The organism is Streptomyces sp. NPDC093984, from assembly GCF_044764595.1.
GTDB lineage: Bacteria > Actinomycetota > Actinomycetes > Streptomycetales > Streptomycetaceae > Streptomyces > Streptomyces cynarae.
In genome coordinates, this window is the sequence record NZ_JBIWIM010000008.1 from 181,292 (window position 1) to 201,242 (window position 19,951).

Here is a 19,951-nt window from a genome sequence, read left to right on the forward strand (position 1 = left end):
AGGCCGATCGGGGGTTGGGGGCGGAGCCCCCTGAAGGGGCGCGGGGAACTGCGCGATCAGCCACGTGCGGCCCGCAGCCGGGCACTCGCCCAAGCCACTCCACCCTTGGGGCGGAAGGCCGATCGGGGGTTGGGGGCGGAGCCCCCTGAAGGGGCGCGGGGAACTGCGCGATCAGCCACGTGCGGCCGGCAGCGGGGTACTTGCCCAGCCACTCCACCCTTCGGGCGGAAGGCCGATCGGGGGTTGGGGGCGGAGCCCCCTGAAGGGGCGCGGGGAACTGCGCGATCAGCCACGTGCGGCCCGCAGCCGGGCACTCGCCCAAGCCGCCCCACCCTTGGGGCGGAAGGCCGATCGGGGGTTGGGGGCGGAGCCCCCTGAAGGGGCGCGGGGAACTGCGCGATCAGCCACCTGCGGCCCGCAGCCGGGCACTCGCCCAAGCCACCCCACCCTTCAGGCCGAAGCCCGACCGGGGCACGGGGGCGAAGCCCCCGGAGTGCGGTTCGCCCCGGTACGGTACGGGGAAGGTGCGGCGCCACCCCGGAGGGGCTTCGTGGGGATTGAGAGCGATCAGCTCGTCTTCGACTATCTGAGCCGGGTCGGAGACGTGGCCCAACAGCGCCAGTTGCCGTCGGCCGCGCGCATGCGCCTCGTGTCCGAGTTGCGGAACGAGATCGACCGGCGGCGGGCGAAGGCCGCCGTCGACAGTCCCGCGGCCGTCCGCCGGATCCTCGCCCGGCTCGGCACCCCCGACGAGGTCGTCGCCGCCGCGTCCGCCGACGCCCCCGCCGGCGCCACCGACAGCCGCCCCGCCTCCGTCCCCCTCCAGCGGGCGGACGACACGGACGACCGCCCCAAGGGCCTGCGCCGGGTCGTACCCCGGCCCCGCCCGGCAGATCCCCCGCCCGCCGACACCTCCCGGAACGCCCCTTCCCCGCCTCACCTGGCCAGTGCCCACGAGCTCGGCGACAGCGCCGTCCGGCCCGACTGGTGGCGGGTCGACGGCGGGCCCGGCGGCGCGTTCGAGGCCGGTGACGGCGTCCCCGGGTTCGTCGGCGGTGTGGAGATCCCCGAGCTGCTGAAGCCGCCGCGGCGCGATGCGCCGAAGCCGGAGACCGAGCGGAAGGAACCGGAGCCGGTACCGGTGGTGGAGGCCGCCCCCGCCGCCGAGGAGACCGCAGCCGCCCCCGCCCGCCGTCTGCCGGGCCTGACGGGATGGCGCAACCCGCTGCTGCTCCTCGCCGCCGGTCTCCTCGTCGCCGGCGCCGTGCTCGGCAACTGGATCGCCCTCGGCCTCGGCTGGCTCATCGCCTGGGCCTCCCGTCGGCTGACCCCCACCGAGTCCAAGTGGGCGGTCATGGGCATGCCCGGCCTGGTCGCGGCCGCCGGCATCGTCTGGCTGTGGGGCCGCACGGACGGGCGCTGGGGAACCCCCATCCCGCAGGGCCACATGAACGACGCGATCGCCCAGACCTGGCCCTGGGTGGTCCGCGGCGCCGCCGTCGCCTCGGCCCTGTTCCTGGTCTGGCGCTCACAGCGCCGCCGGTGACAGCACAAAGGCCCCGGCTCCTCGGAGCCGGGGCCGTTCCGTACTCATCGCTGCGCGATTGCTCGGTCGCGCCTACTCGGTCCTCCGGTACTCCTCTACTCCTCCGTGGTGGTGTCTTCGCTCCCGCTCTCCTCGGCCGGGGCGGTTCCGGGTGCTTCAGCCCCGGTGTCCTCGGCCGCGGTGGTTGCGGGTTCTTCGGTCGGGGTCTCCTCGGTCGCGGGGGCGGCGGGTTCCTCAGCTCCGGTCTCCTCGGTCGCGGAGGTTGCGGGTTCTTCGGTCCCGGTCTCCCCGGCCGCGGTCGCGGGCTCTTCAGCCTCGCTCTCCTCGGCTGCGGGAGCGGCGGGTTCCTCAGCCTCGCTCTCCTCGGCTGCGGGAGCGGCGGGTTCCTCAGCCCCGGTCTCCTCGGTCGCCGTGGTGGCCTCGGGCCCTCCGGTCGCGGTTTCCCCGGCCGTCGTGGCCTCAGGCCCTTCGGTCGCGGCCTCTTCACCCGCGGCGGTATCCGGTGCTTCAGCCCCGGCGTCCTCGGCCCCGGTGTCCTCGGCCCCGGTGGTCTCGGACCCTTCCGTCCCGGTGTCCGCCGCCTCGGCGGTCGGCTCTTCGCCTTCGGCAGGGCCGGACCCGGTCGTGGCCGGCGTCTGCTCGGGGGTGCTCTCTGCCTCTGTCCCTTCGGCCGCAGTGGGCTCCTGCTCGATGTCGCTCACGTGCTCACCGCCTTCCCGTGCTGACAGGCAGGAAGAGGCTCAGGTGTCGTCCGGTCGGACGACCGTCGTGATACGGAATTCACTACTCATGATGTCACCAATGGGATGATTTGGGCCCTTTGGGCCTGTTCTCCCCTGGAACAATCGCCGACATGACTTCTCGCGCCCTCACCGTCGGCTTCGACCTCGACATGACGCTGATCGACTCCCGGCCCGGAATCCACGCCTGCTACCAGGCACTCTCCGCCCGGACCGGCACGTACATCGACGCCGACCTGGCCGTCACCCGGCTCGGGCCGCCGCTCGCGGAGGAGCTCGTGAACTGGTTCCCGGCGGAGGAGATCGACGCCGTGGCCGACCTCTACCGTGAGATGTACCCCGCCATCGCCGTCGCCGCGACGCCCGCCCTGCCCGGCGCCCGCGAGGCGATCGACGCCGTACGGGCGGCCGGCGGGCGCGCGATCGTCGTCACCGCCAAGTACGAGCCCAACGCCAAGCTGCACTTGGAGCACCTCGGCATCGAACCCGACGCGGTCATCGGCGACCTGCGGGCCGAGCGCAAGGCGGAGGCGCTGCTCGACCACGGCGCGGCGGTCTACGTCGGCGACCACACGGGCGACGTACGCGGCGCCCGGACTGCGGGGGCCCACTCCGTCGCCGTCGCCACAGGCCCCTGCGCCGCCGACGAGCTGCGGGTCGCGGGCGCGGACGTCGTCCTCGCCGACCTCACCGAGTTCCCGGCCTGGCTCGCGACGTACCGGGCTCGGTAGCGACCCGGCGCCGCTAGCGCTGCCCCACTCCGCGCGCCTGCCTGCGCCCCTGCGCGATCGACTGGAGCACACCGGCCCCCGCCATCAGGAAGCCCACGCCCATGAGCATGCACAGGCCGTACATGTACGTTGGGAAAGGCTTCGTCCCCAGCAGCAACGGGGCCACGGTGACCAAAGTGGACACGGCCCCGAGGAAGAACACGATGGCACCGGCACGGATCAGCCGGTCGCCGGCGGCGGCGGAATTCGCTTGGGTTTTGTCACGCACTGGACCAGGGTAGTTCCCACCGCGAGGAACCACTCAGCGACGTCTTGTCACCGGCCCCGGGACCATTAGCCTTGGTACCGGCGGGTCCACGCGGCCCGCTGCAGTGCTCTCCAGAGCAGTTTCCCGAAACACTTTGCAGACGCAGTTTCCGACGAGTACGAGGACGAGGACAGACGTGCCTACCGGCAAGGTCAAGTGGTTCAACAGCGAGAAGGGCTTCGGCTTTCTCTCCCGCGACGACGGCGGCGACGTCTTCGTCCATTCCTCGGTTCTCCCCGCCGGAGTGGATTCCCTGAAGCCGGGACAGCGCGTGGAGTTCGGAGTGGTCGCCGGCCAGCGCGGCGACCAGGCGCTGTCCGTCACCCTTCTGGAGCCGACCCCCTCGGTCGCCGCCGCGCAGCGCAAGAAGCCGGACGAACTGGCCTCCATCGTCCAGGACCTGACGACCCTCCTGGAGAACATCACCCCGATGCTGGAGAAGGGCCGCTACCCCGACAAGGCCTCCGGCAAGAAGATCGCGGGCCTGCTGCGCGCGGTCGCCGACCAGCTGGACGTCTGACCACGCGCACAGGGCACCGACCCCGTCAGGGGAACGCGAGCGCATTCGGGCCGAGGGGCGGTACCAGCCCCTCGGCCGCCGCGCGTGTGAGCAGGCCCCGGACCGCCGCGTAGCCGTCCTCGCCCAGGTCGGCCGTGAACTCGTTGACGTACAGGCCGATGTGCTGGTCCGCCACCGCGGGGTCCATCTCCTGCGCGTGCTCCATGACGTACGGGCGTGAGGTCTCGGGGTCGTCCCAGGCCGCCCGCACGGACGTGCGGATCGAGTCGGCGAGCAGCTTCAGCGCGTCCGCGCCCAGCGACCGCTTGGCGATGATCGCTCCCAGCGGGATCGGCAGGCCGGTGGTGTCCTCCCAGTGCTCGCCCATGTCCGCGAGCTTGTGCAGAGCGTAGTTCTGGTACGTGAACCGCGCCTCGTGGATGACCAGCCCCGCGTCGACCTTCCCGTCCCGCACGGCCGGCATGATCTCGTGGAAGGGCATGACCACGATCTCCCCGACCCCGCCGGGGACCGTGTCCGCCGCCCACAGGCGGAAGAGCAGATACGCCGTCGACCTCTCGCTCGGCACGGCGACCGTCCTGCCGGTGAGATCGACCCCCTCCTCCCGCGTGAGCACCAGCGGCCCGCAGCCCCGCCCCAGCGCGCCCCCGCAGGGCAGCAGGGCGTACTCGTCCAGGACGTACGGCAGGACGGCGTACGACACCTTCAGCACGTCGAGCTCGCCGCGCTCGGCCATCCCGTTGGTGATGTCGATGTCGGCGAACCTCACGTCGAGCGCCGGCGCGCCGGGCACGCGGCCGTGGGCGAGGGCGTCGAAGACGAACGTGTCGTTCGGGCAGGGGGAGTAGGCGATCTTCAGGGGCTCGGCGGATGCGGTCATGCTGACTCCCAACTCTCCAATACGGGCGCTAGCTTCCCGAAGCCCTCCGTGAGGGCCGTGAGCGCGTCACCGATGCGCCAGGCGGCGCGGTCGCGCGGGCCGACCGGGTTGGAGACGGCCCGGACCTCCACGACGGGCGTGCCGTGCGCGGCGGCCGCCTCCGCGACCCCGAACCCCTCCATCGCCTCCGCGAGCGCCCGCGGATGCCGGGCCCGCAGCTCGGCGGAGCGCACGACGCTGCCGGTCACCGTGGAGACGGTGAGGACGGTCCCGGCGCGCGCGCCGGTGGCGGCGACGAGATCCCGTACGAGTGATTCCGGCGGCCGGTGGCTGACGGTCCCGAAGCCGAGCTCGGTGACCGGCAAGAAGCCGTCCGCGGTCTCGGCCCCGAGGTCGGCGGCCACGATGTCGTCGGCGACGACGAGCGAGCCGACGGGCGCGTCGGGCGCGAAGCCGCCCGCGATGCCGGCGGAGACGACCAGGCCGTAGGGGGTGCCGTCGAGGGCGGCGGCGGTGAGCGCGGCGGCGGTGGAGGCGGCGGCGAGGGCGGGGCCCACCCCGGCGGCGAGCAGGTCGTAGGCGCCGGTGCGGTGCAGGATCACCCCGGGGAGCCGTACCTCGGCCGCCGGGGATGCGAAGGCCCTGGCCACCGCGTCCCGTTCCACGGGAACAGCGGTGGCCACCAGCACACGTGCCTGAGGGGACGTGATCAGGAAGCCTTCTCGAGCTTGAAGGACCACAGTCCCGTCACCTTGCTCTCGCCCTCCTTGATGGAGACGAGCGTGGAGTTGCCGCTCGCCCCGTACTGGGCGTTGAAGAACACGCTGCCCGGGATCGTGCGGTAGGTCTTGGTGCTGGACTCGGTCAGCGGCTGGCCGTTCATCAGGATCGTCCAGCCCTTGTCCGCGATGGTCGGGTCGACGCCGAAGCGGACCGTCTCATCGGGGTCCACCTTGATCGACTTGATGTCCTTCGACTTCAGGCACTTCGCCAGATCGGCGGAGGGAACTTCCTTGCCGTCGTTGTAGCAGTCGGTCTGGGAGCTCACCGAGTTCGTGCCGACCGTGATGGTCGCCAGCGGCGACGGCTTGTCACAGGCGGACAGCAGGAGCAGTCCGGCGGAAACGGCGCCGAAGGCGGCTACGGCGCGACGGGAACGCAGTGCGGTCATGGCCGAAGGCTATCGGGCACGGCCGGAGCGCCCCCCACGCGGGGTGGACGACGTGCCGCCCGCTCCCGCGATCAGGCCCCACGCACCCGGGCCGGGGCCGTGCCCTCGCGCCGTGCCGAGGTCAGCAGCGCCCGTACCGTCGGCAGCCAGCCCGCCGCGACGATCGCCGCGCCGACCGAGAGCCCCAGCACCCCGTTGAGGGGGAGCACGATCCCGATCGCCCCGCCCAGCACCCACGCCATCTGCAACAGGGTCTCCGAGCGCGCGAACGCCGACGTACGCACCAGCTCCGGCACGTCCCGCTGGATCAGCGCGTCCAGCGCCAGCTTGGCGAGCGCCTGCGCGAACCCGGCGACCGCCGCCAGACACGCCACCAGGAACGCTCCGAAGAACACCGCCGCGGTGATCGCCGCGCCCAGCACGATCGCCACCACCGTCACGATGATCACTTCCGGTGCGCGCGACCTGAGCCAGGCGCCGACGGCCGTGCCGAGCGCGTTGCCCGTGCCCGCCGCCACGCCCACGATCCCCAGCGACACCGCCGCGCTCTCCCCGGTGAGCGGGTGCTCGCGCAGCAGGAAGGCGAGGAAGAAGATCAGGAAGCCGGACAGACAGCGCAGCGCGGCGTTGGCGGCCAGGGCGTGGATGACGGCGGGGCCCACGGTGCGCAGCCCGGGCCGGCGTGAGGCCGCCCTGCGCTCGGGGCCGTGCAGATGCTCCTCGTCCGAGGCGAGCAGCGCTCGGTCCTCCCCCTTCGCCGAGTCGACCTTCGGCGGCAGCGAGAACGACAGGAACGTCCCGGCGACGAACAGCACGAACGCGCCGTACAACGGCCAGCCGGGACCGATGGCGTGCAGCGCGGCCCCGACCGGGGCGGCCAGCCCGGTGGCGAGCAGGCCGCCGAGGGTGACCCGGGAGTTGGCCTTCACCAGGGAGAAGTGGGGCGGCAGCAGCCGTGGCACCACGGCGCTGCGGACGACGCCGTACGCCTTCGACGCGACGAGGACGCCGAGCGCCGCCGGGTACAGCTCCAGGCTTCCGCTCGCCACCGCCCCGGAGATGATCAGCGCGAGCAGGGCACGGGCGAGCATCGCGCCCGCCATCGCGGCCCGCCGGCCGTGCGGGAGACGGTCGAGGAGGGGGCCGATCACGGGGGCGAGCACCGTGAACGGCGCCATGGTGATGGCGAGGTAGAGCGCGACGCGCCCGCGGGCCTCGTCGGTCGGCACGGAGAAGAAGACGGTGGAGGCGAGGGCGACGGTGATCATGACGTCGCCTGCGCCGTTCACGGCGTGCAGTTCGATCAGCTTGCCGAGGCCGGACTCGCCCGCGCCGTGCGCGTGCGTGGCCTTCCGGATACCGCGGGCGACACCGGTGAACGGACGGCGCACGGCACGGCCGACCGCGCGGACGGACCCGCCGAACCGGCCCGAACCGCCACCCCGGCTGCGCCCCCCGACCCCACCGACCCCGGTGGTTCCCTGGGACGACCTCGCGGCTGCCACCCCGTCATAGTGCCCCGAGAAGCGCGGGTGTAGTGCCGTTACCGCACGTACGGGATCGACGGGTGTCGTACCGGGGGTGGGGCGCGCCCGCCTGAAGGGGCCGCGGCGACACGTCCGGAACGGCATACGGAGGGCCGGGCTCCGGGAAAGGGCAGCGACTCGGTGTGGGCCCCGGGGCCCGGAGAGGGTAGCGTGCGTAGCGCGCCGTGGCGATTGTTCTCGGCCGCGCGCCTGAAATCCATCCCGCAGAATGGATGGTGTGGGTGCGCCCGAGCGCGATCGGGCGCGGACGTCGACGCGGCCCCCTGGTCCGCTCCGTCCGCTCCCAGCCGAGAAGATGGCGCACCCGTGAGACGGCGTAGGAGAGAAGCGATACCTGTGAGCGCGACAACGCGAAGCCGCACCCCCGACCGCCTGTGCGCCGAGGCGATCGACCTCGCCCGTACCGCCGCCGAGGAGGCCGCCGCGCCCGGCGTCGTCGGCGAGCATGCCGGGACGGTCTCCGAGGGTGACCGTGTTGTCACGCACTTCTTCGAGTGCAAGGAACTGGGGTACCGGGGCTGGCGCTGGGCGGTGACGGTCGCGCGGGCCTCGCGCGCGAAGGTCGTCACGGTGGACGAGACGGTCCTGCTGCCCGGCCCCGACGCGCTGCTCGCCCCGGAGTGGGTGCCGTGGAGCGAGCGGCTGCGCCCCGGCGACCTGGGTCCGGGCGACCTGCTGCCGACGGACGCCGAGGACCTGCGCCTGGAGCCCGGTTTCACCGGCGAGGAGGAGCCGCTCCCGAACGCGGCGGTCTCCGGCGAGATGGCCGAGCTGGTCGAGGCGGAGGACGCTGAGGTGACCGGCGGGGCCCCGGCGAACCTGCCGATCGCCCCGTCGCGCGGTTCCATCTCCGCGGTGGCGGAGGAGCTGGGCCTGCGCCGCGCCCGGGTCCTGTCCCGCTACGGACTGCACGTCGCCGCCGACCGCTGGGAGGAGGCCTTCGGCGCCAAGACGCCGATGGCACAGGCGGCCCCCGCCTCCTGCGTCTCCTGCGGCTTCCTGGTCCCGATCGGCGGCTCGCTCGGACAGGCCTTCGGGGTGTGCGCCAACGAGTTCTCCCCGGCGGACGGCCGCGTGGTCTCCCTGTCGTACGGCTGCGGCGGCCACTCGGAGGCGGCGGTCATGCCGAAGACGCCGCGCCCGGCTCCGCCGGTGGTCGACGAGACGAAGGTCGAACCGTTTCCGCTGCGGCCGTCGCCGGAGGGGTCGGTGCCGGCGGTGGCGGACGAGTCGTCGGCTGAGCTGGGGCACTCGTAACCGGGGAGTACGAACAGCCCCTCCGGCGTTCGAGGACGAGGCCGTCCAGGCCGACACGGCAGCCCGGGGGCGGAGCCCCCAGAAACGGCGCCCCCGGCGGACGGCACCTGCCCGAATGTCGGCCACGCTCCCGCACGGTACCTTCGTCCGGCGGCAGCCCCCGGTACCTTCGTCCGGCGGCAGCCCCCCGCCGCCAGAGGGAGAGTGAACCGTGAGCAAGTTCGTGCGACCGGCAGCCGAAGGCGACCCGTTCGGCACGGCCCGCCTGCGCCGCGGCGTGCTGGACGCCTGGGCGACCAGCCCGGCCCGGTTCCGCGAGGACGCCAACGCCGAGGAGGACCTCGTCCTCGGCGGCTACCGCGACCGCCTCGTCGTGGAGCTCGCACAGAACGCCGCCGACGCCGCGGCCCGGGCGGGGGCCCCCGGACGGCTCCGGCTGACCCTCCGCGAGGGCGTGCTCGTCGCCGCCAACACCGGTGCCCCGCTCGACGCGGCCGGTGTCGAGTCGCTGTCCACCCTGCGGGCGTCCGCCAAGCGCGACGAACGGGAACAGGCCGTCGGCCGCTTCGGCGTCGGCTTCGCGGCCGTCCTCTCCGTCAGTGACGAACCCGCGGTCGTCGGCCGGCACGGAGGGGTGCGCTGGTCCCTGTCCGAGGCCCGGGAACTCGCCACCGAGACCGCCCGGCACAGCCCCGGCCTCGGCGACGAGATCCGCCGCCGCGACGGGCACGTACCGCTGCTGAGGCTGCCGTTCGCCGCCGAGGGCACCGCCCCCGACCCGTACGACACCGCCGTCATCCTCCCGCTGCGCGACGCGGCGGCCGCCGATCTGGCCGAGCGGCTGCTGGGGGCCGTCGACGACGCGCTGCTGCTCGCCCTGCCCGGCCTCGAAGAGGTCGTCGTCGAGATCCATGACCTCGGCCCGCGCACGCTGGTCCGCCGCACCGACGGCACCGACACCGTCGTGGAGGACTCCCGCGACGGCACCACCCGCTGGCGTACCGTCTCCCAGCACGGCCCCCTCACCCCCGACCTGCTCGCCGACCGCCCGGTCGAGGAGCGGCTGCGCCCCCACTGGTCCGTCACCTGGGCCGTCCCCGCCGAGGCCGACGGCACCCCGGGCCGTCCCCGCACCGCCCCGGTGGTGCACGCCCCGACCCCCAGCGACGAGCCGCTCGGGGTGCCCGCCCTGCTCATCGCGTCGTTCCCGCTGGACACCAGCCGCCGCCACGCCGCGCCCGGCCCGCTGACCGACTTCCTGGTGGAGCGCGCGGCCGACGCCTACGCCGAACTCCTCGCCGCCTGGCGCCCGGTGACCCCCGGCATCCTCGACCTGGTGCCGGGGCCGCTCGGCAAGGGCGAGCTGGACGGCGCGCTGCGCGGGGCCATCCTGGAGCGGCTGCCGCGCACCGCTTTCCTGCCGCCCGCGAACGAGCCCGGCGACGACGACGAACTGCCCGAGGCACTGCGCCCCCGGGACGCCGAGGTCGTCGAGGGCGCCGGGGCCGGGACCGTGCGGGTCCTCGCCGAGGTGCTGCCCTGCCTGCTGCCCGCGGGCCTCGAACGCCGCGTGGAGCTGCGGACGCTGGGCGTGGCCCGGGTGCCGCTGACCGAGGCGATCGACCGGCTCGCGGGGCTGGAGAAGGCGCCGGAGTGGTGGTGGCGGCTGTACGACAGCCTGGCCGGGGTCGACCCGGACCGGCTGTCCGGGCTGCCGGTGGCGCTGGCCGACGGGCGGACCACGATCGGGCCCCGGCAGGTCCTGCTGCCGACCTTCGACGGGCCGCCGGTGGCTCCGGAGGCGCTGGCCCGGCTGGGACTGAAGGTCGCCCACGCGGACGGCGCCCATCCGCTGCTGGAGAAGCTCGGCGCGCTCCCGGCCACCCCGCGGGCCATCCTCACCACCCCGCAGGTGCGGGCCGCCGTCGCCGCCTCCCTCGAGGACGAGGGCGTGGGCTGGGAGGAGGACGGCCTGGACGCCGAGGAGCTGGCGGACACCGTGCTCGCCCTCGTCCGCGAGGCGGGTCTCGACCCCGGTGACGAGCCGTGGCTCGGCGCGCTCGCGCTGCCCGACGAGGACGGCGAACTCGCGCCCGCCGGGGAGCTCGTGCTGCCCGGCAGCCCGTTCGCGAGCGTCATGCGCGAGGGCGAACTGGCCTTCGTGGACGCCGATCTGGCCGAACGCTGGGGCGAGCAGCCGCTGGCCGCCTGCGGCGTGCTCGCCGATTTCGCCCTCGTCCGCGCCACCGACGTCGTCCTCGACCCGGACGAACTGGAGCCCCGCGACTCCGACTTCGCCGAACCCGACGACGTGGGGCTGCTCGACGCGGTCGACGTGTGGTGCGAGGACGTCCTCGACCGGCTGCCCGACACGCCCGTACCGCCGGTGGCGACCGAGATCATCGCGGTACGGGACCTGGACCTGGTCGACGACGACCGCTGGCCGCAGGCCCTCGCCCTGCTGTCGCGGCCCCCGCTCAGGGACGCGCTCACCCAGCCGGTGCGGGTGCTGCTGCCGGACGGCACGCACGAGGTCGTACGCCCGTACACGGCCTGGTGGCTGCGCGGTCACCCGGTGCTGGACGGCCGCCGCCCGGCCGGTCTGCGCGCGGCGGGCGGCGACCCGCTGCTGCACAGCCTGTACGACGAGGCGGACGCCACCGGCTTCGACGACGAGCAGGTGCTGCGCGCCCTCGGCGTACGGACGTCGGTCGCCGCCCTCCTCGACGAGCCCGGCGGCGCCGCGGAACTCCTCGACCGGCTCGCCGACCCGGACCGCGCCGTCACGGCCGCCCAACTGCACGCGCTGTACGGCGCGCTGGCCGAGCTGGACCCGCAGCAGGTGACCCTGCCGGAGGAGCTGCGGGCGGTGGTCGACGGGCGGGTGACCGTCGTGGACGCCGCCGACGCGGTGGTCGTCGACTCGCCCGACCTGCTGCCCTTCACCGAGGGCGTCCCCCTGCTGCCGGTCCGCCCGGCCCGGGCCGCCGATCTGGCCGAGCTGTTCCAGGTGCGGCGGCTGAGCGAGTCGGTGACGGGCGAGGTGACCTCCGAGGGCGTCGAGCACGACGTACCGGACTCGGTGCGGGTCCTGCTCGGACCGCGGACGCCACAGACGTACGTGGAGCACGAGGAACTCGTCGTCGACGGGGTCGAACTGGACTGGCGCCTGACGTCCGACGGCGTCCTGCACGCGGCCACCCTGGAGGGCGTCGCCGCCGGCCTCGCCTGGGCGGCGGGTCAGTGGCCGCGCCGCTTCGAGGTGGCGGCGCTGCTGGAGGACCCGTCCCGCACCGAGGAGCTGGCGCGGGACCGCTGGTTCGACTGAGGCATCAGGTTCCAGTGAGGCATCACGCGGGGAACGGGCGGTCGACCCCGTTCGAGTGAGGCATCACGCGGGGAACGGGCGCTCGACCCCGTTCGACTGAGGCATCACGCGGGGAACCGGCGGTCGACCCACTTCCACAGCACCTCCAGGGCGGCCGCCGACACCGCCGCGATGCCCACCGCGACCCAGGGTATCGTCTCCCCGACCAGCCTCAGGGCGAAGAAGTGCTGCAGCCACGGCACGGCCAGCACGCACACGAACGCCACGCCCATCGCGGCCACCAGACCGATCCGCCACCAGGTGTAGGGGCGGGCGACGATGGCCAGCACCCACATGGCGATCAGGAACAGCGTGAGGGTCGCCGCGCTGGTCTCCGCCGCGAGGGAGCCGGGACCGCTGTAGTGGTGGCGGGCGATCAGGTAGGTGACGAACGTGGCGACCGCCGCCACCGCCCCGCCCGGGATCGAGTACCGCATGACCCGCCGGACGAAGTGGGGCCTCGCCCGCTCCTTGTTCGGCGCGAGGGCCAGGAAGAACGCCGGGACGCCGATCGTCAGGGTCGACAGCAGGGTCAGGTGCCGGGGCAGGAACGGGTACTCCACCTGCGAGCACACCACCAGCACCGCCAGGAGCACCGAGTACACCGTCTTCACCAGGAACAGCGTCGCGACCCGCGTGATGTTCCCGATCACGCGCCGTCCCTCGCCGACCACCGACGGCAGCGTCGCGAAGCTGTTGTCGAGCAGCACGATCTGCGCCACGGCCCGGGTCGCCTCCGAGCCGGAGCCCATCGACACCCCGATGTCCGCGTCCTTGAGCGCCAGCACGTCGTTCACGCCGTCGCCCGTCATCGCCACCGTGTGCCCGCGCGACTGGAGCGCGCCCACCATGTCCCGCTTCTGCTGCGGGCTGACCCGGCCGAAGACGGTGCCCTTGTCCAGGGACTTCCCCATCTCGTCCTGGTTCTGCGGCAGGTGCCGGGCGTCCATCACCTGGCCGCGGATGCCGAGTTTTCCGGCCACCGCGCCCACCGACACGGCGTTGTCGCCGGAGATGACCTTGGCGCGGACGTTCTGGTCGGCGAAGTAGCGCAGGGTGTCGGCGGCGTCCGGGCGCAGCCGCTGCTCCAGGACCACCAGCGCGGTGGGCCGGACACCGGCCGTGACCCGGGGGTCGTCCAGGTCCCGGGAGGCGCGCGCCAGCAGCAGCACGCGCAGCCCCTGCTCGCTCAGCCGCTCGGTCTCGGTCAGCGCCGGGTCGTCGGGGTCGAGGAGGACGTCGGGGGCGCCGAGGAGCCAGGTGCCGGTTTGGCCGTCGCCCTCGCTGAAGGAGGCGCCGCTGTACTTGCGGGCGGAGGAAAAGGGCAGGGCCTCGGTGCAGCGCCAGTCCTCGCTGTCCGGATAGGCGTCGATGATCGCCTGGAGGGAGGCGTTCGGGCGTGGGTCGGCCTCGCCGAGGGCGCCGAGGACCTTGCGTATGTAGGTCTCGTCGGCGCCCTGGAGCGGTCGCAGCTCGGTGACGTCCATGCCGCCCTCGGTGAGGGTGCCCGTCTTGTCCAGGCAGACGGTGTCGACGCGGGCGAGCCCCTCGATGGCGGGCAGCTCCTGGACGAGGACCTGTTTGCGGCCGAGCCGTATGACACCGATCGCGAAGGCCACGGAGGTCAGCAGGACCAGCCCCTCCGGGACCATGGGCACGATGCCGCCGACCGTGCGGGCGACGGAGTCCTTGAGCCCGTGCCGCGTCGTCACCAGCTGGCTGATGACCAGGCCGATCGCGGTCGGGACCATCATCCAGGTGACGTACTTGAGGATGGTGGAGATGCCGGTGCGCAGCTCGGAGTGCACGAGCGTGAAACGGCTCGCCTCCTCGGCGAGCTGGACGGCGTAGGCCTCCCGGCCCACCTTGGTCGCCTGGAACGCGCCACCGCCCGCGACCACGAAGCTGCCGGACATCACCGGGTCACCGCGCCGTTTGAGGACGGGGTCGGCCTCTCCGGTGAGCAGCGACTCGTCGATCTCCAGCCCGTCGGTCTCGACGCAGACGCCGTCGACGACGATCTTGTCCCCGGGTCCGATCTCGATGACGTCGTCCAGCACGATCTCCGACATGCTGATCTCGGCCGCCGTCCCGTCCCGGCGCACGGTCGGCCGAGCCTCGCCGATCACCGCGAGGGAGTCCAGGGTCTTCTTGGCCCGCCACTCCTGGATGATGCCGATCCCGGTGTTCGCGATGATCACGTATCCGAACAGGCTGTCCTGGAACGGCGCCACGAACAGCATGATCAGCCAGAGCACACCGATGATCGCGTTGAAGCGGGTGAAGACGTTCGCGCGGACGATCTCGCCCAGGGAGCGGCTGCTGCGCACGGGAACGTCGTTGACGTCACCGCGGGCGACCCGCTCGGCCACTTCGGCGGCGGTCAGGCCGCGCGTGCGCACGGGCATCGGGGCGGGGTGCACGGGATCGAGTTCGGCACCCGCGTCGATGTGCGTCATGCATTCGACGGTACGTGCGGATTTGCGCCTTCACCCGCCGAGCACTTCAAAGATCCGACCAGGGGAGGAGGGCGGCTCATGCGGGGGTTGGAGGGAGCGCGGGAGAGGTACTGCGAAAGTCACCGCTCGGCGTCGGCGGCCCGCTTGATCGCCCCGTCCCGCTTGATCGCGGCGTCCCGCCTGCGTACGTACCAGACGCCCACGCAGCCCAGCCCCGCTCCCGCCAGGCACGTCCACAGCCACCATGTGTGCCCGTGGTCGGCGAACCAGCCGTAGAACGGCAGCTGGACCAGGAACATCAGGAACCAGAGGATCGTGCCGCCGGTGATGACGGGCACCACGGGGCCCTCAAGGGGCTCCGGCGCCTCGTGCCTGGGGGTCCACTTCGCCATGCGCACAGCTTACGAGGACCCGGAACCGCCCCGACCGCGACCCGGGCGGCGGCGCGACCGCGATCCGGGGGCCCTTGCACGCCAAGGGTCTACGCGCGGAGATAGCGATCAGGGCCTTATATGTTCATACTGAAACGGTTCGAGTCTGGCCGCTTACGTTCGTATGAAGCACCAACAGAAGCGTGGGGGAACCTGTTGGTGACAGGCGACGGCGAGACTCGATCACGTTTGTTCAGCGATCCCCGTGATCCCCGTGCACATTGAGGTCCCGCATGCCCACCTCGGCCCCCGCCAAGGCCTCCGCCCCGCAGCAGCCGGGCACCCGGCCGCCGTCCGGCGCCCTCGACCGCTACTTCAAGATCTCCGAGCGGGGCAGCACGCTGTCCCGCGAGATCCGCGGCGGTTTCGCCACCTTCTTCGCGATGGCGTACATCATCGTGCTGAACCCGATCATCCTCGGCAGCGCTAAGGACATGTACGGGCACCACCTGGACCACGGCCAGCTCGTCACCGCGACGGCCGTGACCGCCGCCTTCACCACGCTGCTCATGGGCGTGATCGGCAACGTCCCGATCGCCCTCGCCGCCGGCCTCGGCGTGAACACGGTCGTCGCCCTCCAGCTCGCCCCGCGCATGTCGTGGCCGGACGCGATGGGCATGGTCGTCCTCGCCGGCTTCGTGGTGATGCTCCTCGTCGCCACCGGTCTGCGCGAGCGCGTGATGAACGCCGTGCCCCTCGGCCTGCGCAAGGGCATCTCGATCGGCATCGGCCTGTTCATCATGCTGATCGGTCTCGTGGACTCCGGCTTCGTCACCCGTATCCCCGACGTCGCCCAGACCACGGTCCCGCTCCAGCTCGGCATGAACGGTCACCTGAGCGGCTGGCCGGTGCTGGTCTTCGTCCTCGGCGCGCTGCTCACCTTCGCGCTGATCGTCCGCAAGGTGCCGGGCGCGATCCTGATCTCGATCGTCGCGATGACGGTCCTCGCGGTGGTGCTCAACGCCGTCGCCAAGATCCCCAGCTGGGGGCTGACCGTCCCGAAGTGGCCCGGCAACCCGGTCGCCAGCCCCGACTTCGGCCTGATCGGCAAGGTCAGCCTGTTCGGAGGCTTCGGCAAGGTCGGCGTGCTGACCGGCATCCTGTTCGTCTTCACGGTCCTGCTGTCGTGCTTCTTCGACGCGATGGGCACGATCATGGGCATCAGCGACGAGGCCAAGCTGACCGACGCCGAGGGCAACATGCCCGGCATCAACAAGGTCCTCTTCGTCGACGGCATCGCGGTCGCGGCGGGCGGCGCCAGCTCCTCCTCGGCCACCACCTGCTTCGTGGAGTCCACGGCCGGTGTCGGCGAGGGTGCGCGTACGGGCTTCGCGAACGTCGTCACGGGCCTGCTGTTCGCGGTGGCGCTCTTCCTCACCCCGGTCGCCACGATGGTGCCCTCCCAGGCGGCCACCCCGGCCCTGGTCGCGGTGGGCTTCCTGATCCTGTCCAACTCGGTCAAGGAGATCGACTGGGCGGACCACACGATCGCCATCCCCGCCTTCGTGACCATGCTGATGATGCCGTTCACGTACTCGATCACCAACGGCATCGGGATGGGCTTCATCACGTTCGCCCTGCTGCGCCTGGCCGCGGGCCGCGGGCGTGAGGTGCCGGCGGCGATGTACGTGGTGGCGGCGGTCTTCGCCTTCTACTACCTGATGCCGGCGCTGGGCCTGACCTGATCCGCCGGGTCGACCTCCGGGGCCGGGGGACGGTCAGGTGGCCCCGTAGAACCGCTGTAGAACCGTTCCGTCTCCTCGACGGCGGCCTCGAACCGCTGGTCGAAGTCATCACGAATGAGCGTCCGGACGACATAGTCCTGGACGCTCATTCCTCTTCTGGCGGCGTGGTGCCGGAGCCGCTCGAGCAGTTCCCTGTCTATCCGCACGCTGAGCACGCTGGTCCCCATGGCGACGAGGGTTGCCCGACCCGGGCACGCGGGGGGTCACGTTCCGCTGCCGGATCACTCATTCGAGTGATGTAGGCAGTTCAGGGGTTTCTTAACTGATCGCGGTTGTGCTGCTGCGGAAGTGGTCGGAGTCACCCTTGTGGGCGTACGTGGGGGTGGTCTTTAGGAAAAGTAATGAGTTATCCTAAAGAGCATGCCTGACCTGACCCATGGCGACGACGCTGCCGCCGTGAACGCTCTCCGCTCCGCCGTGATGCGCCTGTCGCGCCGACTCAAGCACCAGCGGGTCGACGAGTCGCTGAGCCCGACCGAGATGTCGGTGCTCGGCACCCTGGCCCGCTGCGGCTCCGCGACCCCGGGCGAGCTCGCCCGCAAGGAGCACGTCCAGCCGCCCTCGATGACCCGCATCGTGGCCCTGCTGGAGAGCAAGGGTCTGGTCGCCCTGGAGCCCCACCCCGAGGACCGGCGCCAGAAGGTGGTCACCCAGACCGAGCGTGCCGAGGCGATGCTCGAGGAGAGCCGCCGCAAGAGAAACGCGTTCCTGGCCGGACTGATCGAGGGGCTGGACGAGGACGAGTGGGCGGCACTGCGCGTCGCGGCCCCCGTCCTCGAGAAGCTCGCGCACCTGTGACCGGGGCGCACCCGGGGTACCGCGGCACCCCGAGCCGGGGTGCCGCGGCCACGGGTGCGTGCCCGTGCCGGACGCCCACCGTGACCGACGCGGCCCCCACCCGCGTACGTACGAAGCCGTCATCGCAAGGAGGCGAATCCCTTTGAGTACGGGAACCGGAGCAGCTTCCGCCCCCGCACCAGCCACCCACGACTCCCCGCCCGCCCACCAGACCGCACCATCGGCACAGCCCCCCACCCCCGCCGAGAGCCCCGAGCCTGCCGAACGGACCGGGACCGTCGCACGGACCGAGACCGTCGCACAGTCCGGCCCCGTCGCACAGTCCCGCCCCGTCGCACGGACCGAGCCCGTTCTGCCGGCCGAGTCCGCCGCGCGGCCCGAGCCCGTCCTGTCGGCCGAGTCCGTCGAACGCACCGAGACCGCCGTCCCGACCGAGCCCCGCAGGTCATCGATGTTCAGCTCGCTGCGCATCCGTAACTACCGGCTCTTCTTCCTCGGCCAGGTCGTCTCCAACACCGGCACCTGGATGCAGCGGATCGCCCAGGACTGGCTGGTGCTCAGCCTGACCGGCTCCTCCACCGCCGTCGGTGTCACCACGGCGCTGCAGTTCCTGCCGATGCTGCTGTTCGGCCTGTACGGCGGCGTCCTCGTCGACCGTCTGCCCAAGCGCCCGACGCTGCTCGTCACGCAGTCGGCGATGGGAGCCACCGGCCTTGTCCTCGCCTTCCTGACCCTGACCGGGCACGTCCAGGTCTGGCACGTCTACGTGGCCGCCTTCGCCGTCGGACTCGCCACGGTCGTCGACAACCCGGCCCGGCAGTCCTTCGTCTCCGAGATGGTCGGCCCGAAGCACCTGCAGAACGCGGTCAGCCTGAACTCGGCGAACTTCCAGTCCGCCCGCCTGGTCGGCCCCGCCGTCGCCGGTGTCCTGATCACCGGCATGGGCACGGGCTGGGCCTTCCTGCTCAACGGCCTGTCCTTCCTCGCGCCGATCGCCGGCCTGCTGCTGATGCGCGCCCGTGAGCTGCACGCCGTGGAGCGCGCGCCGCGCGGCAAGGGCCAGCTGCGCGAGGGCCTGCGCTATGTCGCCGGGCACCCGGAGCTGATCTGGCCGATCGTGCTGGTCGGGTTCATCGGCACCTTCGGCTTCAACTTCCCCGTGTGGCTGTCGGCCTACGCGGACGACGTCTTCCACGCGGGCGCCGGCGCCTACAGCCTCTTCAACACGCTGATGGCGGTCGGCTCGCTGACCGGCGCACTGCTCGCCGCTCGCCGCGGCACGGCCCGGTTGCGGGTGCTGATCGCGGCGGCGGCCCTCTTCGGCACGCTGGAGATCGTGGCGGCCGGGGCGCCGTCCCTGTGGCTGTTCTCGCTGCTGATGGTGCCGATAGGGATCTTCGGCCTCACGGTGAACGTCACGGCGAACACGGCCGTCCAGATGGGCACGGACCCGGCGATGCGCGGCCGCGTCATGGCCCTGTTCATGATGGTCTTCATGGGCGGTACGCCGCTCGGGGCGCCCGTGGTCGGCTGGATCACGGACGCGTACGGCGCCCGGGTCGGGTTCGCCCTGGGCGGCCTGATCTCGGCCCTGGCCGCCGTGACCGTCGGCCTGATCCTGGTCCGGGCGAGCGGCCTGCGCCTGGCGGTGGGCTGGCACCGGGGGCATCCGCGGGTACGGTTCGTGCCGCGCGAGGAGCCGGTGCCGGCCTGAGGGGTTCGGGGCGCCCCGAGGCAGAGGGGGCGCCCCCCTTAGCGCCTGGTCGCCGGTGTGGCTGGGGAACCCCATCCCTGCGAAGGTGAGGTCATGAGACTCTTCGCCGCGGTGCTGCCGCCTCCGGACGCCCTGCGGGAACTGTCCTCGGCGGTACGCGAGTTGGAGGGGCTGCCGGGGGCGCGCGGGCTGCGCTGGACGGAACGGCCGGCCTGGCACTTCACGCTGGCCTTCTACGGCGAGGTGGCCGAGGACGTCGTACCGGACCTGTCCGAGCGGCTCGCCCGGGCGGCCCGGCGCACCGAGCCGTTCCCGCTGTCCGTGTCCGGGGGCGGGCGCTTCGGGGACCGGGCACTGTGGGTGGGCGCGTCCGGGGACATACGGGCGCTCCGGCTGCTCGCCGACCGTGTGGAGTCCGCGGCGCGCAAGGCGGGCGTGGAGATGGGGGAGCACCGCCCCTACCGCCCGCATCTGACCCTGGCCCGCAGCCGGGGCACGGCGGACTTCCGGCCGTATGTGGCGGCTCTGCGGGAGTTCGCGGGCCGCGAGTGGACGGTCGCCGACCTGGCCCTCGTGCGCAGCCGCCTGCCGAGGTCGGGCGTGTCGGGGGAGCAGCCGCGCTACGAGACGGTGGAGCGGTGGGGGCTCGGCGCAGGGGAGTGACGAGGTCCGGTTAGGCTCGACACGTGGACCCGAAGACCCGTAACCGGATCATGGCCGGTGTGCTCGTGCTGATGT

The 19,951-nt window shown here is 72.6% G+C and carries 18 protein-coding genes; 9 read left to right on the forward strand and 9 right to left on the reverse strand.

Features of this window, described 5'->3' with window-relative positions; all coding sequences use genetic code 11:
- Positions 1–550: 550 nt before the first annotated feature.
- Complete coding sequence (locus ACIRC0_RS27605; RefSeq protein ID WP_403620827.1) at positions 551–1,546, forward strand: hypothetical protein; 996 nt, start codon at positions 551–553, stop codon at positions 1,544–1,546.
- 95 nt (positions 1,547–1,641) lie between these two features.
- On the opposite strand, the gene ACIRC0_RS27610 is transcribed toward ACIRC0_RS27605, so the two are convergent.
- Positions 1,642–2,247 carry a hypothetical protein gene (locus ACIRC0_RS27610; RefSeq protein ID WP_403620830.1) on the reverse strand — a complete coding sequence of 202 codons (606 nt, stop codon included), beginning with the start codon at positions 2,245–2,247 and terminating at the stop codon, positions 1,642–1,644.
- Positions 2,248–2,399: 152 nt separating this feature from the next.
- On the opposite strand from ACIRC0_RS27610, the gene ACIRC0_RS27615 reads away from it, so the two are divergent.
- On the forward strand, positions 2,400–3,017 hold the full coding sequence (locus ACIRC0_RS27615; RefSeq protein WP_403620833.1) for an HAD family hydrolase: 618 nt from the start codon (positions 2,400–2,402) through the stop codon (positions 3,015–3,017).
- A 13-nt stretch (positions 3,018–3,030) separates the two neighbouring features.
- Here the strand turns inward: ACIRC0_RS27615 and ACIRC0_RS27620 are convergent, their stop codons facing one another.
- Positions 3,031–3,285, reverse strand: coding sequence for a hypothetical protein (locus ACIRC0_RS27620; protein ID WP_403620836.1), 255 nt, complete (start codon positions 3,283–3,285; stop codon positions 3,031–3,033).
- 175 nt (positions 3,286–3,460) lie between these two features.
- On the opposite strand from ACIRC0_RS27620, the gene ACIRC0_RS27625 reads away from it, so the two are divergent.
- A complete protein-coding gene (locus ACIRC0_RS27625; RefSeq protein ID WP_103845154.1) occupies positions 3,461–3,844 on the forward strand; it encodes a cold-shock protein in 384 nt (127 codons plus the stop codon).
- A gap of 25 nt (positions 3,845–3,869) precedes the next feature.
- On the opposite strand, the gene ACIRC0_RS27630 is transcribed toward ACIRC0_RS27625, so the two are convergent.
- The 4 genes from ACIRC0_RS27630 to ACIRC0_RS27645 all read right to left on the reverse strand — a co-directional run bounded on the left by ACIRC0_RS27630 (position 3,870) and on the right by ACIRC0_RS27645 (position 7,400).
- The gene (locus ACIRC0_RS27630; protein ID WP_403620840.1) at positions 3,870–4,724 is read right to left on the reverse strand and encodes a 1,4-dihydroxy-6-naphthoate synthase; all 855 of its coding nucleotides are present in this window, start codon (positions 4,722–4,724) and stop codon (positions 3,870–3,872) included.
- Entirely contained in the window at positions 4,721–5,464 is a 744-nt protein-coding gene (locus ACIRC0_RS27635) for a futalosine hydrolase (protein ID WP_403620843.1), read from the reverse strand. Before ACIRC0_RS27635 ends, ACIRC0_RS27630 begins: the two co-directional genes overlap by 4 nt.
- Complete coding sequence (locus ACIRC0_RS27640; protein WP_403620846.1) at positions 5,434–5,895, reverse strand: DUF2771 domain-containing protein; 462 nt, start codon at positions 5,893–5,895, stop codon at positions 5,434–5,436. The genes ACIRC0_RS27635 and ACIRC0_RS27640 overlap by 31 nt, the downstream gene beginning before the upstream one ends.
- Before the next feature lie 71 nt (positions 5,896–5,966).
- Positions 5,967–7,400 carry an MFS transporter gene (locus ACIRC0_RS27645; protein ID WP_403620849.1) on the reverse strand — a complete coding sequence of 478 codons (1,434 nt, stop codon included), beginning with the start codon at positions 7,398–7,400 and terminating at the stop codon, positions 5,967–5,969.
- Positions 7,401–7,778: 378 nt separating this feature from the next.
- Between ACIRC0_RS27645 and ACIRC0_RS27650 the strand changes: the two genes are divergently transcribed.
- Together ACIRC0_RS27650 and ACIRC0_RS27655 are read left to right on the forward strand one after the other, a co-directional pair.
- Positions 7,779–8,699: a DUF3027 domain-containing protein gene (locus tag ACIRC0_RS27650; protein ID WP_403620852.1), complete on the forward strand. Its 921-nt coding sequence runs from the start codon at positions 7,779–7,781 to the stop codon at positions 8,697–8,699.
- 211 nt (positions 8,700–8,910) lie between these two features.
- A complete protein-coding gene (locus tag ACIRC0_RS27655) occupies positions 8,911–12,027 on the forward strand; it encodes a sacsin N-terminal ATP-binding-like domain-containing protein (RefSeq protein ID WP_403620855.1) in 3,117 nt (1,038 codons plus the stop codon).
- A 104-nt stretch (positions 12,028–12,131) separates the two neighbouring features.
- Here the strand turns inward: ACIRC0_RS27655 and ACIRC0_RS27660 are convergent, their stop codons facing one another.
- Positions 12,132–14,525, reverse strand: coding sequence for a cation-translocating P-type ATPase (locus ACIRC0_RS27660; protein ID WP_403620858.1), 2,394 nt, complete (start codon positions 14,523–14,525; stop codon positions 12,132–12,134).
- Between the two features lie 119 nt (positions 14,526–14,644).
- Positions 14,645–14,917 (reverse strand): DUF2530 domain-containing protein, encoded by a 273-nt coding sequence (locus tag ACIRC0_RS27665; protein WP_403620861.1) that lies wholly within the window; start codon positions 14,915–14,917, stop codon positions 14,645–14,647.
- A gap of 272 nt (positions 14,918–15,189) precedes the next feature.
- Here ACIRC0_RS27665 and ACIRC0_RS27670 point away from each other — a divergent pair, with 272 nt between their 5' ends.
- The gene (locus tag ACIRC0_RS27670; protein WP_403620864.1) at positions 15,190–16,641 is read left to right on the forward strand and encodes an NCS2 family permease; all 1,452 of its coding nucleotides are present in this window, start codon (positions 15,190–15,192) and stop codon (positions 16,639–16,641) included.
- Here ACIRC0_RS27670 and ACIRC0_RS27675 read toward each other — a convergent pair.
- On the reverse strand, positions 16,611–16,868 hold the full coding sequence (locus ACIRC0_RS27675) for a ribbon-helix-helix protein, CopG family (protein ID WP_403620867.1): 258 nt from the start codon (positions 16,866–16,868) through the stop codon (positions 16,611–16,613). The two genes, ACIRC0_RS27670 and ACIRC0_RS27675, sit on opposite strands and share 31 nt — an antisense overlap.
- Before the next feature lie 193 nt (positions 16,869–17,061).
- Here ACIRC0_RS27675 and ACIRC0_RS27680 point away from each other — a divergent pair, with 193 nt between their 5' ends.
- The 3 genes from ACIRC0_RS27680 (at position 17,062) to thpR (ending at position 19,876) form a co-directional block, all read left to right on the forward strand.
- Positions 17,062–17,499 (forward strand): MarR family winged helix-turn-helix transcriptional regulator, encoded by a 438-nt coding sequence (locus ACIRC0_RS27680; protein ID WP_403620870.1) that lies wholly within the window; start codon positions 17,062–17,064, stop codon positions 17,497–17,499.
- A gap of 142 nt (positions 17,500–17,641) precedes the next feature.
- On the forward strand, positions 17,642–19,213 hold the full coding sequence (locus ACIRC0_RS27685; protein WP_403620873.1) for an MFS transporter: 1,572 nt from the start codon (positions 17,642–17,644) through the stop codon (positions 19,211–19,213).
- Positions 19,214–19,306: 93 nt separating this feature from the next.
- Positions 19,307–19,876, forward strand: a complete 570-nt coding sequence (gene thpR, locus ACIRC0_RS27690) for an RNA 2',3'-cyclic phosphodiesterase (protein ID WP_403620876.1) — start codon at positions 19,307–19,309, stop codon at positions 19,874–19,876.
- The last annotated feature ends 75 nt before the right edge of the window (positions 19,877–19,951 follow it).